Genomic DNA, 15,171 nt, shown 5'->3' on the forward strand with positions numbered 1-15,171 from the left:
CGCTTGTCGTTCGCCCACCGTGCCGCTCGTGCGAGCGGCATCATGCGCGGAGCCGGATACGTCAGAGATTTCAGCGAGCAAGCGACATGCCAGTTTTTCAGGCAAGACTCGGCCACTCTGGCTCCGATATTGCATACAGCAATGCATGTAATGGATCGGACGCGATGGCGCTGCTGTACCAAGCCTATCAGAACCACATGGACCTGACCGAGCCGTGGCGCCAGAGCGCAGCAGCCGCCATGCGCTATCTCAACCTGATCCCATCAGGGCTATCCAGCCGCGCCATGCGGCGTCTGTCCGCCGCGCTCGAGCTGATCTCCCGCGCGGCCTTGACCTACGCTCGCCCGGCGTATGGCATCGACAGCGTGACGGTCGGCAACCGCGAACTCGCCGTCACCGAAGAGGTCACGTTCAAGACACCGTTCGGCTCGCTCCTGCACTTCAAGAAGGACGCTGCGCCGGATCAGCCCAAGGTGCTGCTGGTCGCACCGATGTCCGGCCATTTTGCCACGCTGCTGCGGGGCACCGTGAAGACGCTGCTGCAGGACCACGACGTCTACATCACCGACTGGCACAATCCGCGCGACATCCCGCGCGATCATGGTCGCTTCGGGCTGGAAGACTACACCGATCATCTCATCACCTTCCTCGGCCAGCTCGGTCCGCGCCCGCACATGGTGGCGATCTGCCAACCGTCGGTCTCCGCGCTCGCGGCCACCGCCGTGATGTGCGAGGACAACCATCCGTCGCGCCCCGCCACCTTGACCTTGATGGCCGGACCGATCGACACGCGGATCCAGCCGACCAAGGTCAACGAGTTCGCCAAGAGCAAGCCGATCGACTGGTTCGAGGACAACCTGATCCACTACGTGCCCTTCCAGTGCAGGGGCGCGTTCCGCAAGGTCTATCCCGGCTTCGTGCAGCTCACGGCCTTCGTATCGATGAATCTCGAGCGCCACGTCAAGCAGCACATGGATCTCGCCAACCATCTCGCCAAAGGCGAGGTCGAGAAGGCGGAGACCATCAAGACGTTCTACGACGAGTATTTCGCGGTCATGGACCTTCCCGCCGAGTTCTACATCGAGACCGTGCGCGACGTGTTCCAGGAGCATCTGCTGCCGCAGGGCAAGCTGATGCATCGCGACCGTCCCGTCGATCCGAAAGCCGTGCGGCGCATCGGCCTGATGACGGTGGAAGGCGAGCGCGACGACATCTGCTCGATCGGACAGACGCTCTCGGCGCAGGACATCTGCACCAATGTGCGTGCCTATCGGCGCGTCCATCACATGCAGGCCGGCGTCGGCCATTACGGCGTGTTCAGTGGCAAGAAGTGGAATAACGAGATCTATCCGCTGCTGCGGGATTTCGTGCACGTCAATTCGTGAAGCGGCCGCGCTGCACGCGTTGCAGTGTCGCCGACGGCGCCTCCCCGAACTTGTCGCGATAGGCACCCGCCATCCGCCCGAGATGGGTGAAGCCGAGGTCGAAGGCGATGTCGATGATCCGCGCCTCCGGCGGAGCCGCCATCAATTGCGCATTGAGCCGCGCCAGCCGGATGTCGAGCAGCATGTCGGAGATCGACATGCCGAAATGGCGGCGGAAGCCGCCTTGCAGCGCCCGGATCCCCACTCCTGACGACGCCGCGAGTTGCGCCAGATCGAGCGGTTCGGCTGCGTGCGCCGCCAGGAGATCACGCGCCCGGCGGACGGCCTGCGGCAGCGTCTCAACCCGGCCGGAATGCAGCCTGATCGCCTCCGCCAGGCCATTGCCCGGCTGCTCGAACAGAATGTCCAGCAGCGTCTCGCGCCAATTGGCTGCCGCAACCGATGGCAGTCCGCGCCCACCGCCGAGACGCTCGGCGAGGTCGGCGAGCCCAAGCATGTGAGCCCGGAGCCGCGAGCCATGACGTCCCGACAGCGCGATCGCGGGATCGAATTCGATCGGTTGCACCGCGCGCCCGGACAGCGCGGCAGCGCGCTGTTCCACGAGACGGCGGTCGAGCAACAGGATCAACTGAGCGCAAGCGTCCCAGACCATACGCGTGGGCAATGTCGGCGACAGCAGTGATGCTGCATGGTCTGGCGCCGTGGCGACCTCGCCGGCCCCGGCGAAAACCCGCGCGGTCCCCGCCAGCGGAAGCTGCAGCAGGAAGAAGCGGTCGAGACAGCCGGGATCGATGGTTACCGCACCGCCATAGGCGACGTAGTTGATGGAAAAGCCATCGAATGCCGCACAATTATGCAGAGCGAGGAAATCGCGCGCAGTATCGGCCTCCGGCTGCAGCCCATGCGGACAGAAGATGCGGCCTATTTGTTCAGCGGCCTCATCGACATCGTGCGTTGCAACACGGCCATAGGCTGTAAGCCGCGGCACAGCCGGTGACTTCCAACTACGATCAGCGGCTGCACCTGCAGTCATGGCCTACATCGTCCGTCGAGATCGTTTGAAACCTATAATAATTAGCAACTGACGTCGAGGGATTCGTTTTCTGGATAGACTTGGCGTCGCCCTGGCTTGATCCTCCCATGCGTGCAGCAAGGAGACCCGCCATGATCACACTGGAAAAAGGCATCACGCGCGCAGGTACCGGCTATGCCGGCAAGACCTGGAATATCCTGGGTCAGCTCTATTATCCCAAGGCCGTCACCGACTCCACGTTCGCCTTCGAGACCAACAGCGAGCCCGGGCAGTTCGTGCCGGTTCACGTTCATCCCACCCAGGACGAATTCATCCTGGTGCAGGAAGGCGTCCTCGACCTCAAGCTCGACGGCGTCTGGGTCAAGGCGAATGCCGGCGACCTCGTGCGCATGCCGCGCGGCATTCCGCATGGCTATTTCAACAAATCCGACAAGCCGGCGCGCGCGCTGTTCTGGGTGTCGCCGATGCAGAAGCTGGAGGCGCTGTTCAACATGCTGGACAATCTCGCCGACCCGGCCGAAGTGGTGCGGATCTCGGCGGAGCACGAGGTCGACTTCCTGCCGCCCGAGGCCAACGACTAGGCGGCAGCGCCGGGCCCGGCGAGCGCTCCTCAATTGTTGCGGTACGGACGGCGCGCGATCATCGCTATCGGCCCGGTGCGCCTGCAGCATGAGCAACGGCTGCGCCTGAACGACATGCGATCGGCGAGATCCTTCTCGCCCTGATTTCGAAGCTGGCTTGTCCGTCGGCATCGCACATTTCGGTCGCGCCGGGCGACCTTCGTCACCATCAAACTCTTGCGGGCTCTTGCGGCGCGGCGGGTGCGCGGCCGCGCGCCCGACAACAAGGAAGTCCCATGATCAATCGAAAGAATGTCTGTGTGATCGGCGCCGGCGTCTCCGGCCTGGCTGCAGCCAAAGCATTCGCCGCCCGCGGGCACGACGTCACCATCGTCGAGCGGAGCGCCGATCTCGGCGGCGTCTGGGAGCCCGCGCGATCCTATCCCGACGTGCAGACGCAGAGCCCCAAGGAGCTCTATCGCTACACCGACAAGGCGATGCCGGATCACTATCCCGAATGGCCGAAGGGACCGCAGGTCTATGCCTATCTTGCCGACTACGCGAAGTCCCACGACCTCATCCGCCTGATGCGGTTGAACACGACCGTCCTTGCGATGCAGCGCCGCAGTGACGGCAAGCCTGGATGGAGCCTCGACCTCAAGACCGGGGACCGAACGAGCCGGGAGGATTTCGATTTCGTCGCCGTCTGCACCGGTCAGTTCAACGAGCCGCAGACGTTGTCGCTTGCCGGCGAAGATCAGTTCGCGGCCGCCGGCGGCTTGATCCTGCATTCCTCGAAATACAACGATGCCGCGCTCACGAGGGGGCGCGACGTGGTAGTCCTCGGCGGCTCGAAATCGGCAACCGATATCGCGGTCAACGCCGTGCGCTCCGGCGCGCGCTCGGTCACAATCGTGCTCCGTGAAGCGGTGTGGCGCATTCCCTACTTCATCGGCGGTCTGATCAACTTCAAGCGCATCCTCTATATCCGCGCCCAGGAGCAGATGTTCCCAAGCTGGGGCATCGGCCCGCTCTCGCGCCTTGCCCATCTGCTGGCCAAGCCGCTCGTCTGGGCCAATTGGCGGGGCCTGGAGAGTCTGCTCAAGACGCAGTTGAAGCTCGCCAAATGCAACATGGTGCCGAAAGGCAGGATCGAGGACGGCGTGAACTGCTCCGTCCCGATCGCGACGCCCGACTTCTTCCCGATGGTCGCAGACGGCCGGATCAAGGCTGTCTACGGCACCTTCGGCCACTACGAGCCGAACACCATCGTGACCAGCGACGGTGAACGAATTCCGGCCGACGTCGCGATCCTCGCCATCGGCTACAAGCTCGGGGTCCCGTTCCTGTCGGCAGCCGACCGCGCCAGACTGGTCGATCCGGACGGGCAGTACCGGCTCTATCGGCTGATCGCCAATCCCGATCTTCCCGACATGGGGTTCGTCGGCTTCAATTCGAGCTTCTGCACCGTGCTCTGCGCGGACATGGCCGCCAACTGGCTGGTGCGGTATGCCGACAAACAGCTGGCGCATCAACCGAGCGAGCGCGAGATGCGCGACAACATCGAGATGATGCTGCATTTCAAGCGGATCGAGCGCCCTGCCGCGGGCGTCTATGGCGGACTTTGTGTCGCGCCCTATCACTTCAAGCATTTCGACGAACTGCTTGCAGACATTGGCGCCCAGCGCCGACGGCGCAACCCGTTGGCCGAGATGTTCACGCCGCCCGATGCGGACGCGTATAACGACTTTCTCGCATCCGCGCCGGCCTATCAGGCCGGCTGAGGTGGCGGCGAGCAGCCTCGCCACACTACTAACACAGTGACGCCGCAAGCGAGACGCATTGCAGGGACGGCCGTATGCGCCGACGCCGGCGCTGGCCTTCCTGGCAAGGCCGGGCTATCCAAAGCGCCCCCGGCCTCCAGCCGTTCGCCTCGGAGCCTGCCATGATACTCTCGCCCCATCTCCGCACCATCGGTCTCGCCGCTTCGGCCGCGTTCCTCCTGACCACCGCGGCCCAAGCTGCAGAAGTCCACGTCATGATCTCCGGCGGCATGACCGCTGCGTTCAAATCCCTGGTGCCGGAGTTCGAGCGGCGCTCGGGTCACAAGGTCACGATTGCCTACGGCCCGTCGATGGGAACGACAACGAATGCGATTCCCGTTCGCCTCGAGCGCGGCGAACCTGCCGATGTCCTCATCATGGTGGGCTACGCGCTCAGCGATCTCACCACCAAGGGCAAGGTGATGCCGGACAGCCGTGCGGACCTCGCCAATTCGCCGATCGGCGTCGCGGTCAAGTCGGGGACGCCGCATCCCGATATTTCGAACGCGGAAGCCGTGAAACGCATGCTGATCGCGGCCAAGACCATCGCCTATTCGGACAGTGCCAGCGGCGTCTACGTCTCCACCGAGATGTTCGACAAGCTTGGCATCAAGGACGAGATGAAAGGCAAGGCGCGGATGATTCCGGCCACTCCCGTCGGCGAGATCGTCGCCCAGGGCGAAGCGGAGATCGGCTTTCAGCAGATCAGCGAGCTCAAGCCGGTGAAGGGCATCGACATCGTCGGGCCGCTGCCGGCCGGACTGCAGAAGATCACCGTGTTCTCCGCCGGCATTGCCACGGACGCCAAGGAGCCGGAGGCCAGCAAGGCGCTCATCAAGTTCCTGCAATCACCGGATGCGCGTCACGTCATCGCGGAAAGCGGCCTCGATCCGATCGTGAGGCGGGCGCCGAACTGAGATGAAGCGCGCCGGCTGAGACGATGGCTCTCCCCGCCTGTGGCGTGGGAGAGTTCGGCAGGCAGCGTCGGTGCGCCTACTGGGTGAGCAAAGTCGATTCGCTCAGATTGTTGGCGCCGTAGGCTTTCTTGAGCAGGCCGTTCGCCTTGGAGTCCGTCATGAACTTGGTGACGAAGGCCAGCGACTGCGGATGCTTCAGCGGCACCGCAACCGCGGTATCCGTCTTCTTGAAGGTCTCGGCGAGCACCTTGGTGCCGGAAATCTGCTTGGTGATGAGATTCAATTGATCGCGCGCCAGCGCGAGCGCGTCGATCTCGCCGGCGCTGAGCAACGCGTAGACTTCCTCGTAGGACTTGAAGCCGGTGACGGTCGCCTTCTTCAGGAAGGCCTTGGCACCGCGCAGCACGGTCGTGTCGTTGATGGCCGCAACCTCGGTGCCGGCCTGGTCCAGCGCCGCGATGTTGGCGACGTCGAGACCGGCGCGGATGATGAAGGTGGTCTCGACCGAATCGTAGACCGGACCGAACGAGACCTTGGTTTCGCGCTCCGCGTCCTTCGGCATGAAGGCCACATCCCAGACGCCCCGAGCAGCTTCATCGGTGATCGCATTGGAATTCGGATGCTCGACGAACTCGACGGGCACACCGACCTGCGCGGCCATCGCCTTGCCCAGTTCGACCGGAACGCCTGAATAGCCGCTGTCCGACTTGACGCACCAGAACGCACCGCCGGCGGGGCCAACGGCAATGGCGACGCGAAGCTTGCCCGTCGGCGCGATTTCTTCCTTCAAGCCGGCTGCGCCCGCGGCGTGGCCGGCAAACGTGACTACCGCAGCTACCAGGGCTGCGTCACGCAGCCAGCGCCAAAACGCCATGGCCCTCTCCCATTGGATTGCAAGTTGGATACGAGCCGCACCTTGCCGGGAGCACCGTTAAATACAGCTTACCTCGCTTACGCAAAGCAGCATGCGACGCGCAAAACTTGCGCGTCGCAATTGCGGTTTCAAATAACTCGATACCGAAAACCGATTAAGCGTCGCTTAAACGCAGCGGCGAACCGCGACGCCATTGACGATCACCGTGCGGCACGCCGCGGCCGCCACCGGCGGCTTGCGAACCACCACGGCGCCCGCCGCACCGGCGCAGCCGGCCCGCACGACGCCGCGTGCGCAGACCACGGCATTGGCATCCGACATCGACACGAACGGCATCGCCGCCAGGATGAACAATCCGCACAGCGTGGAAATAATGGCACGTGAGACAATGGCGCTCATCTTCAAACTCCTGATCATGATCTGATTGGTCAAATATCCACCCCGTCGCGACCTTGCCTGGGACTTCCCCGCCCGACAATTGTGACAATTTGGGTGGATCGCGCTCGTATGCATCTCGGATGGTAACCATGGACGGCAGCCGCTCCGCATCAGCGATTGGCCGCGAACTGCGCGAGCATGCCCTTGCAGCCAGGCGTCAGCGCGCCGGCATTGGCCGCGAGGCACTGCGCAATCCGGCCACCACCTGGCTCGATGCCGCTGCACAACGCCCGCGCGTCCGCGCCGCACGCGGCCCTCACGATGCGCAACTCCTCGAGCGGCCGCAGCGGTCGCAACACCAGCGCCGGCGCCGCTGGTCCAGCGGTGGTTGTCGCCGCGGGCGAGGCAACAGCCGCAGTCGCCGTCGATGTCCCGGTCGACGCGGCACCACCGCTCGAAGCCGCCATGGCCTGAGCGCAGGGAGCGGACACCTTGGCCTTGTTCTGCTCCAAGCACTGCAGCGCCGCCGCGCCGCCCGGCGGCACGCTGCTGCACACCTTGCGGTAATCGGAGCCGCAGGCACTTCGGATCGCGGCAACCTGCGCCTCGCTCGGCTTGACCGCAGGCGCCGACGCAGCCGGCTTGGCCGCAGCCGTGGCGGACTGGGCAGGCACGGCCGGGACGGACGCGGCCGGCTGCGCCGCGACCTTCGGAGGCTCGGCGGGAGGCTTGCTCGCCTCGGCGGCGGCCGGCCTGCTCTCGGCCGGTGGCGCCGAATCCGGCTTGGCTTGCACGACAGGCTTGGCCTCTGCCGGAGGCTTGGTCTCCGCGGCAGGCTCGAGCGCCTTGACCGCCGTCTGACAAGATGAGGACAGGCTCGCGATGTTCTTCTGCAGGCATTGGAACGCCGCCGTGCCGCCGGGCGGCACGCTCGCGCATTTCGACATGTAGTCCGACCGGCATGCCGACTTGATCGCGTTGCGCTGCGCATCGCTCTGCGCCAGCGCCTCCGTTGCAGCAAGGCCGGCCGCCGCGACCATCCCGAGCACCAGCATTCTCCTGAAGCGATTGATCATCGATCGATCCTCAATGGTGTCGTGCTTCAATCTCTCGTCGCCACCGCGGTCGCCTGCATGGTGGCCAATCAGATCTCATCAGTATCAGCACGCGCATATCGGCCCAGGCTGCGCCGGCAGCGCGTGCCTGGCAATTGGGAAAATTTGGGTGGATCGCATTCTCACTCCGCCGGCGCCTCCCGCAGCGCCGGCTGCGCCGCCGGAAGCTCCGGCGGCAGGATCAGCGCGGCGATGACCGCAACCAGGCAGAGCACGGCGAACGCCTGCAGCATGGTGACGAAGCCGCCGCGCTCATACAGCCAGGCGACCAGGCCAACCGAGGCGCCGGCCGCGGTGAAGCCGACGAAGTAGCGCACCGCATAGGCGCGCGAGCGCCATTCCTCGGCCGTGTATTTGCCGACCATGGCGTCATTGACGGTGACCTGCCCGAACGCACCCATGACGATGCCGATCGAGGCCACGATCAGCGCCCAGTCGCGCGCGTCGGCGGCGAGATACAGCAGCGGCGCCAGCACCAGCGACAGCGGCAGCGCGATCGTCTTCAGCGCGTGGCGATCGAGCAGCCGCCCTATCGTGTACTGCGTCATCGCGCCGAACACGTAGACGCCGGCCGCGATCACGCCGAGCAGCGCCGGGCTCTGCGTCAACCCGGCCAGCCGCTCCGCGAACAGCTTTGGCAGCGCCACGGTGATCGCGTTGAACGTCGTCGAGATCGCGATCACCACCAGCAGCAGCGCGAGCACCACGCGCCACATCTGGTCGCGCGCGACGCGGGCCTGCGCCGCGGCCTGCTTCGATCCGCGGCGGTCCTCATGCACGACCGACAGCGCGAACACCACGCCGATCGCCACCGTGATCACCCCGGGTACGATGAAGGCGAAGCGCCAGCCGAGATATTGCCCGACCACGCCGGTGACCAGCGCCGACGAGGTGACGCCGAGATTTCCGAACACGCCGTTCAGCCCCATGTCGCGACCGAGCCGGTCGGCGTAGGACACCAGCATCGCGGTTCCCACCGGGTGATAGATCGAGGCGAACAGACCGATCGCGAGCAGCGCCGCGCCGAGCTGCCACGGCGTCTGCACCAGGCCGACCGAGACCATCGACAGGCCGATGCCGAGATAGAAGATCAGCATCATGTGCCGCCGGCTCCAGCGGTCGCCGAGCCAGCCGGTCAACAGCGACCCGGCGCCGAAGGCGATGAAGCCCGGCGTCGCGTAGGGCAGCAGGTCCGCATAGGCCATGCCGAGCGCCGGGCCCATGATAATGACCGCGGCTGCGAAGATCAGCATCGCATAATGGTCGATGAAATGGGCCGCGTTGACGAAGCCGATGACGCGGCGGGCGCTGTTCATGGGAGCTGTCCTCGATTCCTGACGGATCGGTTATAGTCGACGCGACCAACGAGAAGCCGCCAATGACCGTCGTGGACACGCCATTGAAGCCGCTTGGCGCCGACCGGGTGACGACCGAGCCCGGCGTCCATCTGATCGCGCGCCTCTATCACAAGGGTGCGCGGCTCGATCCGCACATGCACCGCGAATCCCAGTTGATCTACGCCTCGCGCGGCACGATGCAGGTGACGACGCCGCGGGGACGCTGGCTGGTGCCACCGGACCGCGCGGTCTGGGTGCCGGCGCGCCATGGCCACGCCATCGACATGCTGGCCGACAGCCAGATGCGGACGCTGTATTTCGAGCTGGACTGGCTGAAGCGGGAGACGCGGGGCGCGCGGCTCGACCGCGAGTTCGTGGTGCAGGTCTCGCCGCTGCTGCACCAGGCGATCCTGGCGCTGTTCGCGGCGGACGGCGGGCCCGAGCGCACGGCGCTCCTGGTGCGGCTCGCTTTGCTCGAGTTGCGCCGCGCCGAGGATTCCTCGACCTTCATCCCCTTGCCGCAGGATCCGCGCGCGCGCCGTGCCGCCCAGCTCGTCCTCGCCTCTCCCGCGAGCGAGCAGGACCTGGCGACCCTGGCGGGCAAGGTCGGCAGCTCGGCCCGCACTTTGTCGCGGCTGTTCGCGGCGGAGACGCGGCTGAGCTTCAAGGCGTGGTGCCAGCGTGCCCGGATCGCCGCCGCGATCGAGCGGCTGTCCACCGACCGTCACCTCTCCGTCAAGCAGCTCGCCGCCGATCTCGGCTATGCCAGCGTGCCGGCGTTTTCGCATGCCTTCAGGCAGGTCACCGGCCGCACTCCGACCGAATTCGCGGAGCAGACAGGTGCATGACACGCCGGCCGCATATGCGCGCCGCGACGGCGGCGTTGACGATTTGTTATGTTTGAATGTGACCAGCTTTGCCATAAATCCATGTAACATCGCCTTCATCACGCTCTGGGATTCGACCGACATCAGATGGCCAATGCCTTTTTCACCGACCTGATCACCACAATTTCCGAGCGAGGCCGGACGCTGCTGCGCGGCGGCGGCGCCCCTGTCGAGAAGCACGATGCGACGAGCCTGGCCGAGCTGTGCGAGGCGCTGGTGTCCGGTGCCGGCGAGGCCTCGGGCACGGCGATGGCCCGCGACGTGCTCGACGGCTATCACGATCTCGACCCCGAGGGGCGCAAGGCGTTCTTCACCGCGCTGGTCCATGATTTCGGGCCCGACAAGGCCAGGCTCGCCAAGGCGATCGACGACTGGCGCGCGGCGCCATCGGACGAGGGCGCGAGCGCGCTGCATTTCGCCTCCGAGCCGCGCCGGCAGGAGCTGATCCGCCGGCTCAACCGCGCGCCGGGCGGCACGCCCGAGCTGGTGGCGATGCGCACCGATCTCCTGGATCTGTTGAAGGCCAGTCCGGAACTCGCCGCGCTCGACCGTGACGTGGTGCATCTCTTGAGCTCGTGGTTCAATAGGGGGTTTCTCGTGCTGCGCAAGATCGACTGGTCGACGCCGGCGAACATTCTGGAGCAGATCATCCGCTACGAGGCGGTGCACGAGATCCACGACTGGGACGATCTGCGCCGCCGCATCGATCCGGTCGACCGCCGCTGCTACGCCTTCTTCCATCCGGCGATGCCCGACGCGCCCTTGATCTTCGTCGAGATCGCGCTGACCGAGACGATCCCCGGCGCCATCGCGCCGCTGCTCGCGGTCGACCGTCCGCCGGTGCCGGCCGACCGCGCCCGCACCGCCGTCTTCTATTCGATCTCCAACACCCAGCGCGGTCTCGGCGGCATCTCGTTCGGCAACTTCCTGATCAAGCAGGTGGTGGAGGAGTTGAGGCGCGAGCTGCCGAAGCTCGACACCTTCGTGACCTTGTCGCCGGTGCCGGGCTTCATGAATTGGCTGAAGTCGACGGCCGATGCGACCGAAGAGGATCGCAACGTGCTCAAGCTCCTGAACGAGCCGCGCTGGGTCGAGGACGCCGAGATGTCCGCCGAGCTGCGCCCCGTGATCGAGCCGCTCGCCGCGCACTACTTCCTGAGGGCGCGCACGTCGAAGGGAAAGGTGATCGATCCCGTCGCCCGCTTCCACCTCGGCAACGGCGCGAGGCTCGAGCGCATCAACTGGCTCGGCGACCTCTCGTCCAAGGGCCAGCGCGAATCCGCGACCGTGATGGTGAACTATCTGTATCGGCTCGAGGACATCGAGAAGAACCACGAAGCCTATGCCAATGACGGCGAGGTCGTCGCCTCCAGCGCGGTCAAGAAGCTGCTGCGCGCCGAGGGCCGGCGGCTGCTGGATATGCGGCTGTCGTCGTAATTGGTCCCCTATACGGCGCATGGGACGAACCACGCGAACCACAAAGTCAGTGTCATCCCGGCGAACGCCGGGATCCATAACCCCAGGACGTGATTTGGGGCGGACTCGTCGTTAGACCTCGCGTCCCACATCCGCCGCGGAGTATGGGTCCCGGCGTTCGCCGGGACGACGCTGTAGGAAAACCGCTTTCACATCTCAAACAGCTGGAGGACGTGCGACCGCGGCCTCGCGACGCCTGACGCCCGAGTGCTGCGAAACACGTCACCCTCATCAAATACAGAGGGCGCAGGGAAGACCGGGTGCTGGCCGCAACCCATGGCCCCCGTGCGTGAGAAAGTGCACGGGGCAGGAACCACAGGTACGACCGGTGCATTCCGGCCTTCCCTGCGCGATGGTTTGAACGGTGTCCTTCGTGCTCTCCCTGGGGAGAGGCGTTCTTGCCCCCATCGCCCGGGCGTGCCGTCAAGCAACGCTTGCGGACTTGACCTCAGCGTCGAGAGGCCAGGACCACACGACTTCTCCGTCCGCACAGACGCCGGTCGTCTACCGACATCTCCACGGCCACCGCATCCCTGCCCCGACGTTCGTGACGACGCGTACGTCCCTCTGCGAAAAGGACAGGACATGCGCATCATTGCTGATTTTCGGAATTTGTCAAGGTGAAAGATTCGGGCGGTGCCCGTCGGGACCTCGGCCCCCTCGCCCTCATGACGCCTTCTTCGCCTCCACATGCCGCGCGAAGCTGTCGAGAATGGCCTGCCAGCCACCCTGCTGCTGCTCGACTGAATGGGTCGTTTCGGCATCGAAGGCGACGCGAACGACAACGCCATTCGGGCCGGGCTCGAAGTGGACCTCGGCCTTGCGGTCGCCGAAGGCGTATTCGATCAGCTTGTGCTCGACGATCTTGGTGTAGGTGCCTGCGAAGTCGAAACCCATGCTGCCGTCCTTGGCCTCCATCCGCGACGAGAACGCGCCGCCCTCTCTCAGGTCGACCGTGGCCTTGGTCGTATGCCAGTCGTCGGAGGCCGCGTTCCACTTCACGATGTCGGCCGGCGTCGTATAGGCACGCCAGACCTGATCGATCGGGGCTGCGACGGTGGTTTCGACGGTGATCCTCATGAAACATTGCTCCTGGTTGCATTTGGACGGCTCACTGCATGAGCGCAGGGGGCGGTGTCGGTTAAAAGACGAGCCAGACTGGCCGGTCCCGACACCCGCGAGCCCTCAATGCGTTGAAAAATGAAAAAGACGCCGGTGTGCACGGTCAGCATGCGGTTGGCGTCTGTTGGCGCCCCAGCTCGGAACCCAACACCTCTCGCTTCCGCCGTCTTCGCGTCGATCAGCGCGCTCAAGGACGAGTTTTATGCACTGTCACCGAAAGAGCCGAGAACTAGAGTGGCCCCTACCATATTCTTACCAAACTTACATTGAGTTGCTCCGATGATCGCAAAGACGCACCATCTCTTTGCGCAACGAACTCTCGAGCTTAACGTTGAAGGTCCTACCTTCGTCTGTAAACACCATCGCGGAAAGAAATCGGTAGCGAAATCTGCTCCAAACGGATGTTCCAATAAATGTTTTTAATGCATTTTCCTGAAAAACCGAAATAGGCGAGAGAAAGAAGATCTCAGACCCGCGGGCCCTGATTTCAACTGGGTACCTTTTCTGGGCAATCCATTCATCTGCAGCCGAGTAGTCTAGAGGCAACACCTCGTAAACTCCGCGCTGGAGAGGTAGCTTCCAATGAAAGAACCCCATCGGAATATGCACGGGCATCGTGCCTAAGTTGCGAATGGATACTACCAGATATTTCGGTCGCTCCTTTCCTTCCAAGGAAGAGTGGTGGATGACATTTATGGAGGCGCGCGCACTTATTCTCGTACGGGATGTTCTCATTGCAGCGATCGAGCTAAACAGAGCGACTAAGACGGCCGAGAACGTGCCTAAGACGCCTAGGGCGGCAATCGTATATTGATGAGCCTTCAGAAACTCTTCGATGTTCACGTAGCAGCCTCCCGCTGCGTTAGCGCACTTTCCGACGTGGTCACGCGCCCGATTGGGTTTCGATGACACTTAACGTATTGACTACCTCACCTCATCGTCCCGACAGGGAGTCTTGTGCACTGTCACAGTTCAGGTCATGCCCGAGAGAAATCTCCGTGCCTTCCACGCTACCTGTCACCGCTCCGGCTACCATTTGTGACTTGAGTGCAACCTTCGTTATGTTGATACCTCCTTTGCCGTCGGGAGATGGTACCCACTCGTCCGACTTGGCGCCCAACAGGCCGCGACCAACCGGCACTTCGGCGAAATTGTTGTGCACGACGTCGAGCGGTAAGATGGGGTCTTCAGAACGATCGGAAGACGACGCGATAACAGCAGAAACCCCAGCGTGCTCTCTGTTAACAAACATCGAGGTCGGCACCGGGCTTCCGTTCGCACTTTTTATAGACCACTGGCTTCCGATGTACGGTTTTCCAAACGCACCGGTAGCTCTTTCAACGGGGATGGTAACAGGGCCTGCTGGGTAAACTGCTTCAACAGCGTAGGGAAGCCCTGAGAGCCCATGATCAATTGGGAGTGCACCAAGTTGACAGCCATTCACAGCAATGACGTATGCATCCTTGCTACCAACAATGCCCTTGGCACGATATTTTTTTAGCTTCTTCGCCTTCTCATCAACCGCTGCGATCCATCGTCGCCGTACCTCCTCATGCGGTACATCCCCAACCTTAAATTCGCCAGGCTTCGGAAACTCCAAATAGTCTTCGGGTACTCCCATGGGCTCCGGTGAAACGGCCTCAATCCAATAAACCTTATTTTCGTGCTCGAACCTGAAGTCCGGCCCCTTAGCAGCGGTTGTGATTTTGAAGCCGAGCGCATCGAGATGACGCGCGATCATCATTTCCCACACTCGCTGCAGGATCTTAGCTTTGTTGCCGCTTACGAGCTCCGTGACGAAGTGCTCTGACGGCAAGTTGAGGGCAAGAAACTTCTCCCACGCCATGAGAACGCACGACTTGTAGTGCGGCGCGGCCTCATATTGCTTGTCCAGGAAACTGCGGACGTTCTGATCCCATCGCGCTTTACGCTGTTCTGTGGTTTCGCGCGCCTTTGGAGGACCAATAAATCTATTCTTGATATTCCGGGGAAACCTGCTGCGGCGGTGCTTTCGCGACCAGCCAGAAACCATGCCCAAATACTGGGTCGCCCTGTGTTCGCGTCGCCGCAGCAGTTGGAGCAGCGTCTCAGCACGAACGCGGTTCGGTGCCGCAGCGCTCATCCTCTCGATGCGGCGCTGCTGTCGCACGATGCGCTTTTTGGCCTGCGCTAAGCGCAGACGCGCGTCGGACACGAACGAAGGCTCGCTTTTCCGCGGCATGACCTAACACGAGAAAAATGGGGTATAAGCACAACCTTTGCGA

Annotated in this window: 14 protein-coding genes; 6 read left to right on the forward strand and 8 right to left on the reverse strand. The window is 63.7% G+C overall.

The genetic code is table 11. The features are described from left to right. Positions 1 to 164: 164 nt before the first annotated feature. Complete coding sequence (locus QX070_RS19535) at positions 165 to 1,385, forward strand: polyhydroxyalkanoate depolymerase (RefSeq protein ID WP_315738619.1); 1,221 nt, start codon at positions 165 to 167, stop codon at positions 1,383 to 1,385. On the opposite strand, the gene QX070_RS19540 is transcribed toward QX070_RS19535, so the two are convergent. Beyond that, positions 1,375 to 2,418, reverse strand: coding sequence for an AraC family transcriptional regulator (locus QX070_RS19540; RefSeq protein ID WP_315738620.1), 1,044 nt, complete (start codon positions 2,416 to 2,418; stop codon positions 1,375 to 1,377). The genes QX070_RS19535 and QX070_RS19540 overlap by 11 nt on opposite strands. Positions 2,419 to 2,549: 131 nt before the next feature. On the opposite strand from QX070_RS19540, the gene QX070_RS19545 reads away from it, so the two are divergent. The 3 genes from QX070_RS19545 to QX070_RS19555 all read left to right on the forward strand — a co-directional run bounded on the left by QX070_RS19545 (position 2,550) and on the right by QX070_RS19555 (position 5,718). Next, entirely contained in the window at positions 2,550 to 2,999 is a 450-nt protein-coding gene (locus QX070_RS19545) for a cupin domain-containing protein (protein WP_315718048.1), read from the forward strand. A 275-nt stretch (positions 3,000 to 3,274) separates the two neighbouring features. Further along, the gene (locus tag QX070_RS19550) at positions 3,275 to 4,762 is read left to right on the forward strand and encodes a flavin-containing monooxygenase (RefSeq protein WP_315738621.1); all 1,488 of its coding nucleotides are present in this window, start codon (positions 3,275 to 3,277) and stop codon (positions 4,760 to 4,762) included. Between the two features lie 161 nt (positions 4,763 to 4,923). Continuing rightward, positions 4,924 to 5,718, forward strand: a complete 795-nt coding sequence (locus QX070_RS19555; RefSeq protein WP_315738622.1) for a substrate-binding domain-containing protein — start codon at positions 4,924 to 4,926, stop codon at positions 5,716 to 5,718. Positions 5,719 to 5,794: 76 nt separating this feature from the next. Here QX070_RS19555 and QX070_RS19560 read toward each other — a convergent pair whose 3' ends face one another. From QX070_RS19560 to QX070_RS19575, 4 genes are all read right to left on the reverse strand, one after another. After that, a complete protein-coding gene (locus tag QX070_RS19560) occupies positions 5,795 to 6,592 on the reverse strand; it encodes a transporter substrate-binding domain-containing protein (protein WP_315738623.1) in 798 nt (265 codons plus the stop codon). 165 nt (positions 6,593 to 6,757) lie between these two features. After that, on the reverse strand, positions 6,758 to 6,991 hold the full coding sequence (locus tag QX070_RS19565) for a hypothetical protein (RefSeq protein WP_315718042.1): 234 nt from the start codon (positions 6,989 to 6,991) through the stop codon (positions 6,758 to 6,760). A gap of 149 nt (positions 6,992 to 7,140) precedes the next feature. After that, positions 7,141 to 8,046 carry a hypothetical protein gene (locus QX070_RS19570; protein WP_315738624.1) on the reverse strand — a complete coding sequence of 302 codons (906 nt, stop codon included), beginning with the start codon at positions 8,044 to 8,046 and terminating at the stop codon, positions 7,141 to 7,143. Between the two features lie 161 nt (positions 8,047 to 8,207). Continuing rightward, positions 8,208 to 9,401 (reverse strand): MFS transporter, encoded by a 1,194-nt coding sequence (locus tag QX070_RS19575; RefSeq protein WP_315738625.1) that lies wholly within the window; start codon positions 9,399 to 9,401, stop codon positions 8,208 to 8,210. A 62-nt stretch (positions 9,402 to 9,463) separates the two neighbouring features. Between QX070_RS19575 and QX070_RS19580 the strand changes: the two genes are divergently transcribed. Both QX070_RS19580 and QX070_RS19585 read left to right on the forward strand, forming a co-directional pair. Then, on the forward strand, positions 9,464 to 10,270 hold the full coding sequence (locus QX070_RS19580; RefSeq protein WP_315738626.1) for a helix-turn-helix transcriptional regulator: 807 nt from the start codon (positions 9,464 to 9,466) through the stop codon (positions 10,268 to 10,270). Between the two features lie 126 nt (positions 10,271 to 10,396). Then, positions 10,397 to 11,746 carry a malonyl-CoA decarboxylase gene (locus tag QX070_RS19585; protein WP_315738627.1) on the forward strand — a complete coding sequence of 450 codons (1,350 nt, stop codon included), beginning with the start codon at positions 10,397 to 10,399 and terminating at the stop codon, positions 11,744 to 11,746. A 705-nt stretch (positions 11,747 to 12,451) separates the two neighbouring features. Here QX070_RS19585 and QX070_RS19590 read toward each other — a convergent pair. The 3 genes from QX070_RS19590 to QX070_RS19600 all read right to left on the reverse strand — a co-directional run bounded on the left by QX070_RS19590 (position 12,452) and on the right by QX070_RS19600 (position 15,101). Then, positions 12,452 to 12,865 (reverse strand): SRPBCC family protein, encoded by a 414-nt coding sequence (locus tag QX070_RS19590; RefSeq protein WP_315738628.1) that lies wholly within the window; start codon positions 12,863 to 12,865, stop codon positions 12,452 to 12,454. Between the two features lie 303 nt (positions 12,866 to 13,168). Then, entirely contained in the window at positions 13,169 to 13,750 is a 582-nt protein-coding gene (locus QX070_RS19595) for a hypothetical protein (protein ID WP_315738630.1), read from the reverse strand. A gap of 91 nt (positions 13,751 to 13,841) precedes the next feature. Next, the gene (locus tag QX070_RS19600) at positions 13,842 to 15,101 is read right to left on the reverse strand and encodes a hypothetical protein (RefSeq protein WP_315738631.1); all 1,260 of its coding nucleotides are present in this window, start codon (positions 15,099 to 15,101) and stop codon (positions 13,842 to 13,844) included. Positions 15,102 to 15,171: the final 70 nt, after the last annotated feature.

This window comes from Bradyrhizobium sp. SZCCHNR1093, from assembly GCF_032381175.1.
GTDB lineage: Bacteria > Pseudomonadota > Alphaproteobacteria > Rhizobiales > Xanthobacteraceae > Bradyrhizobium.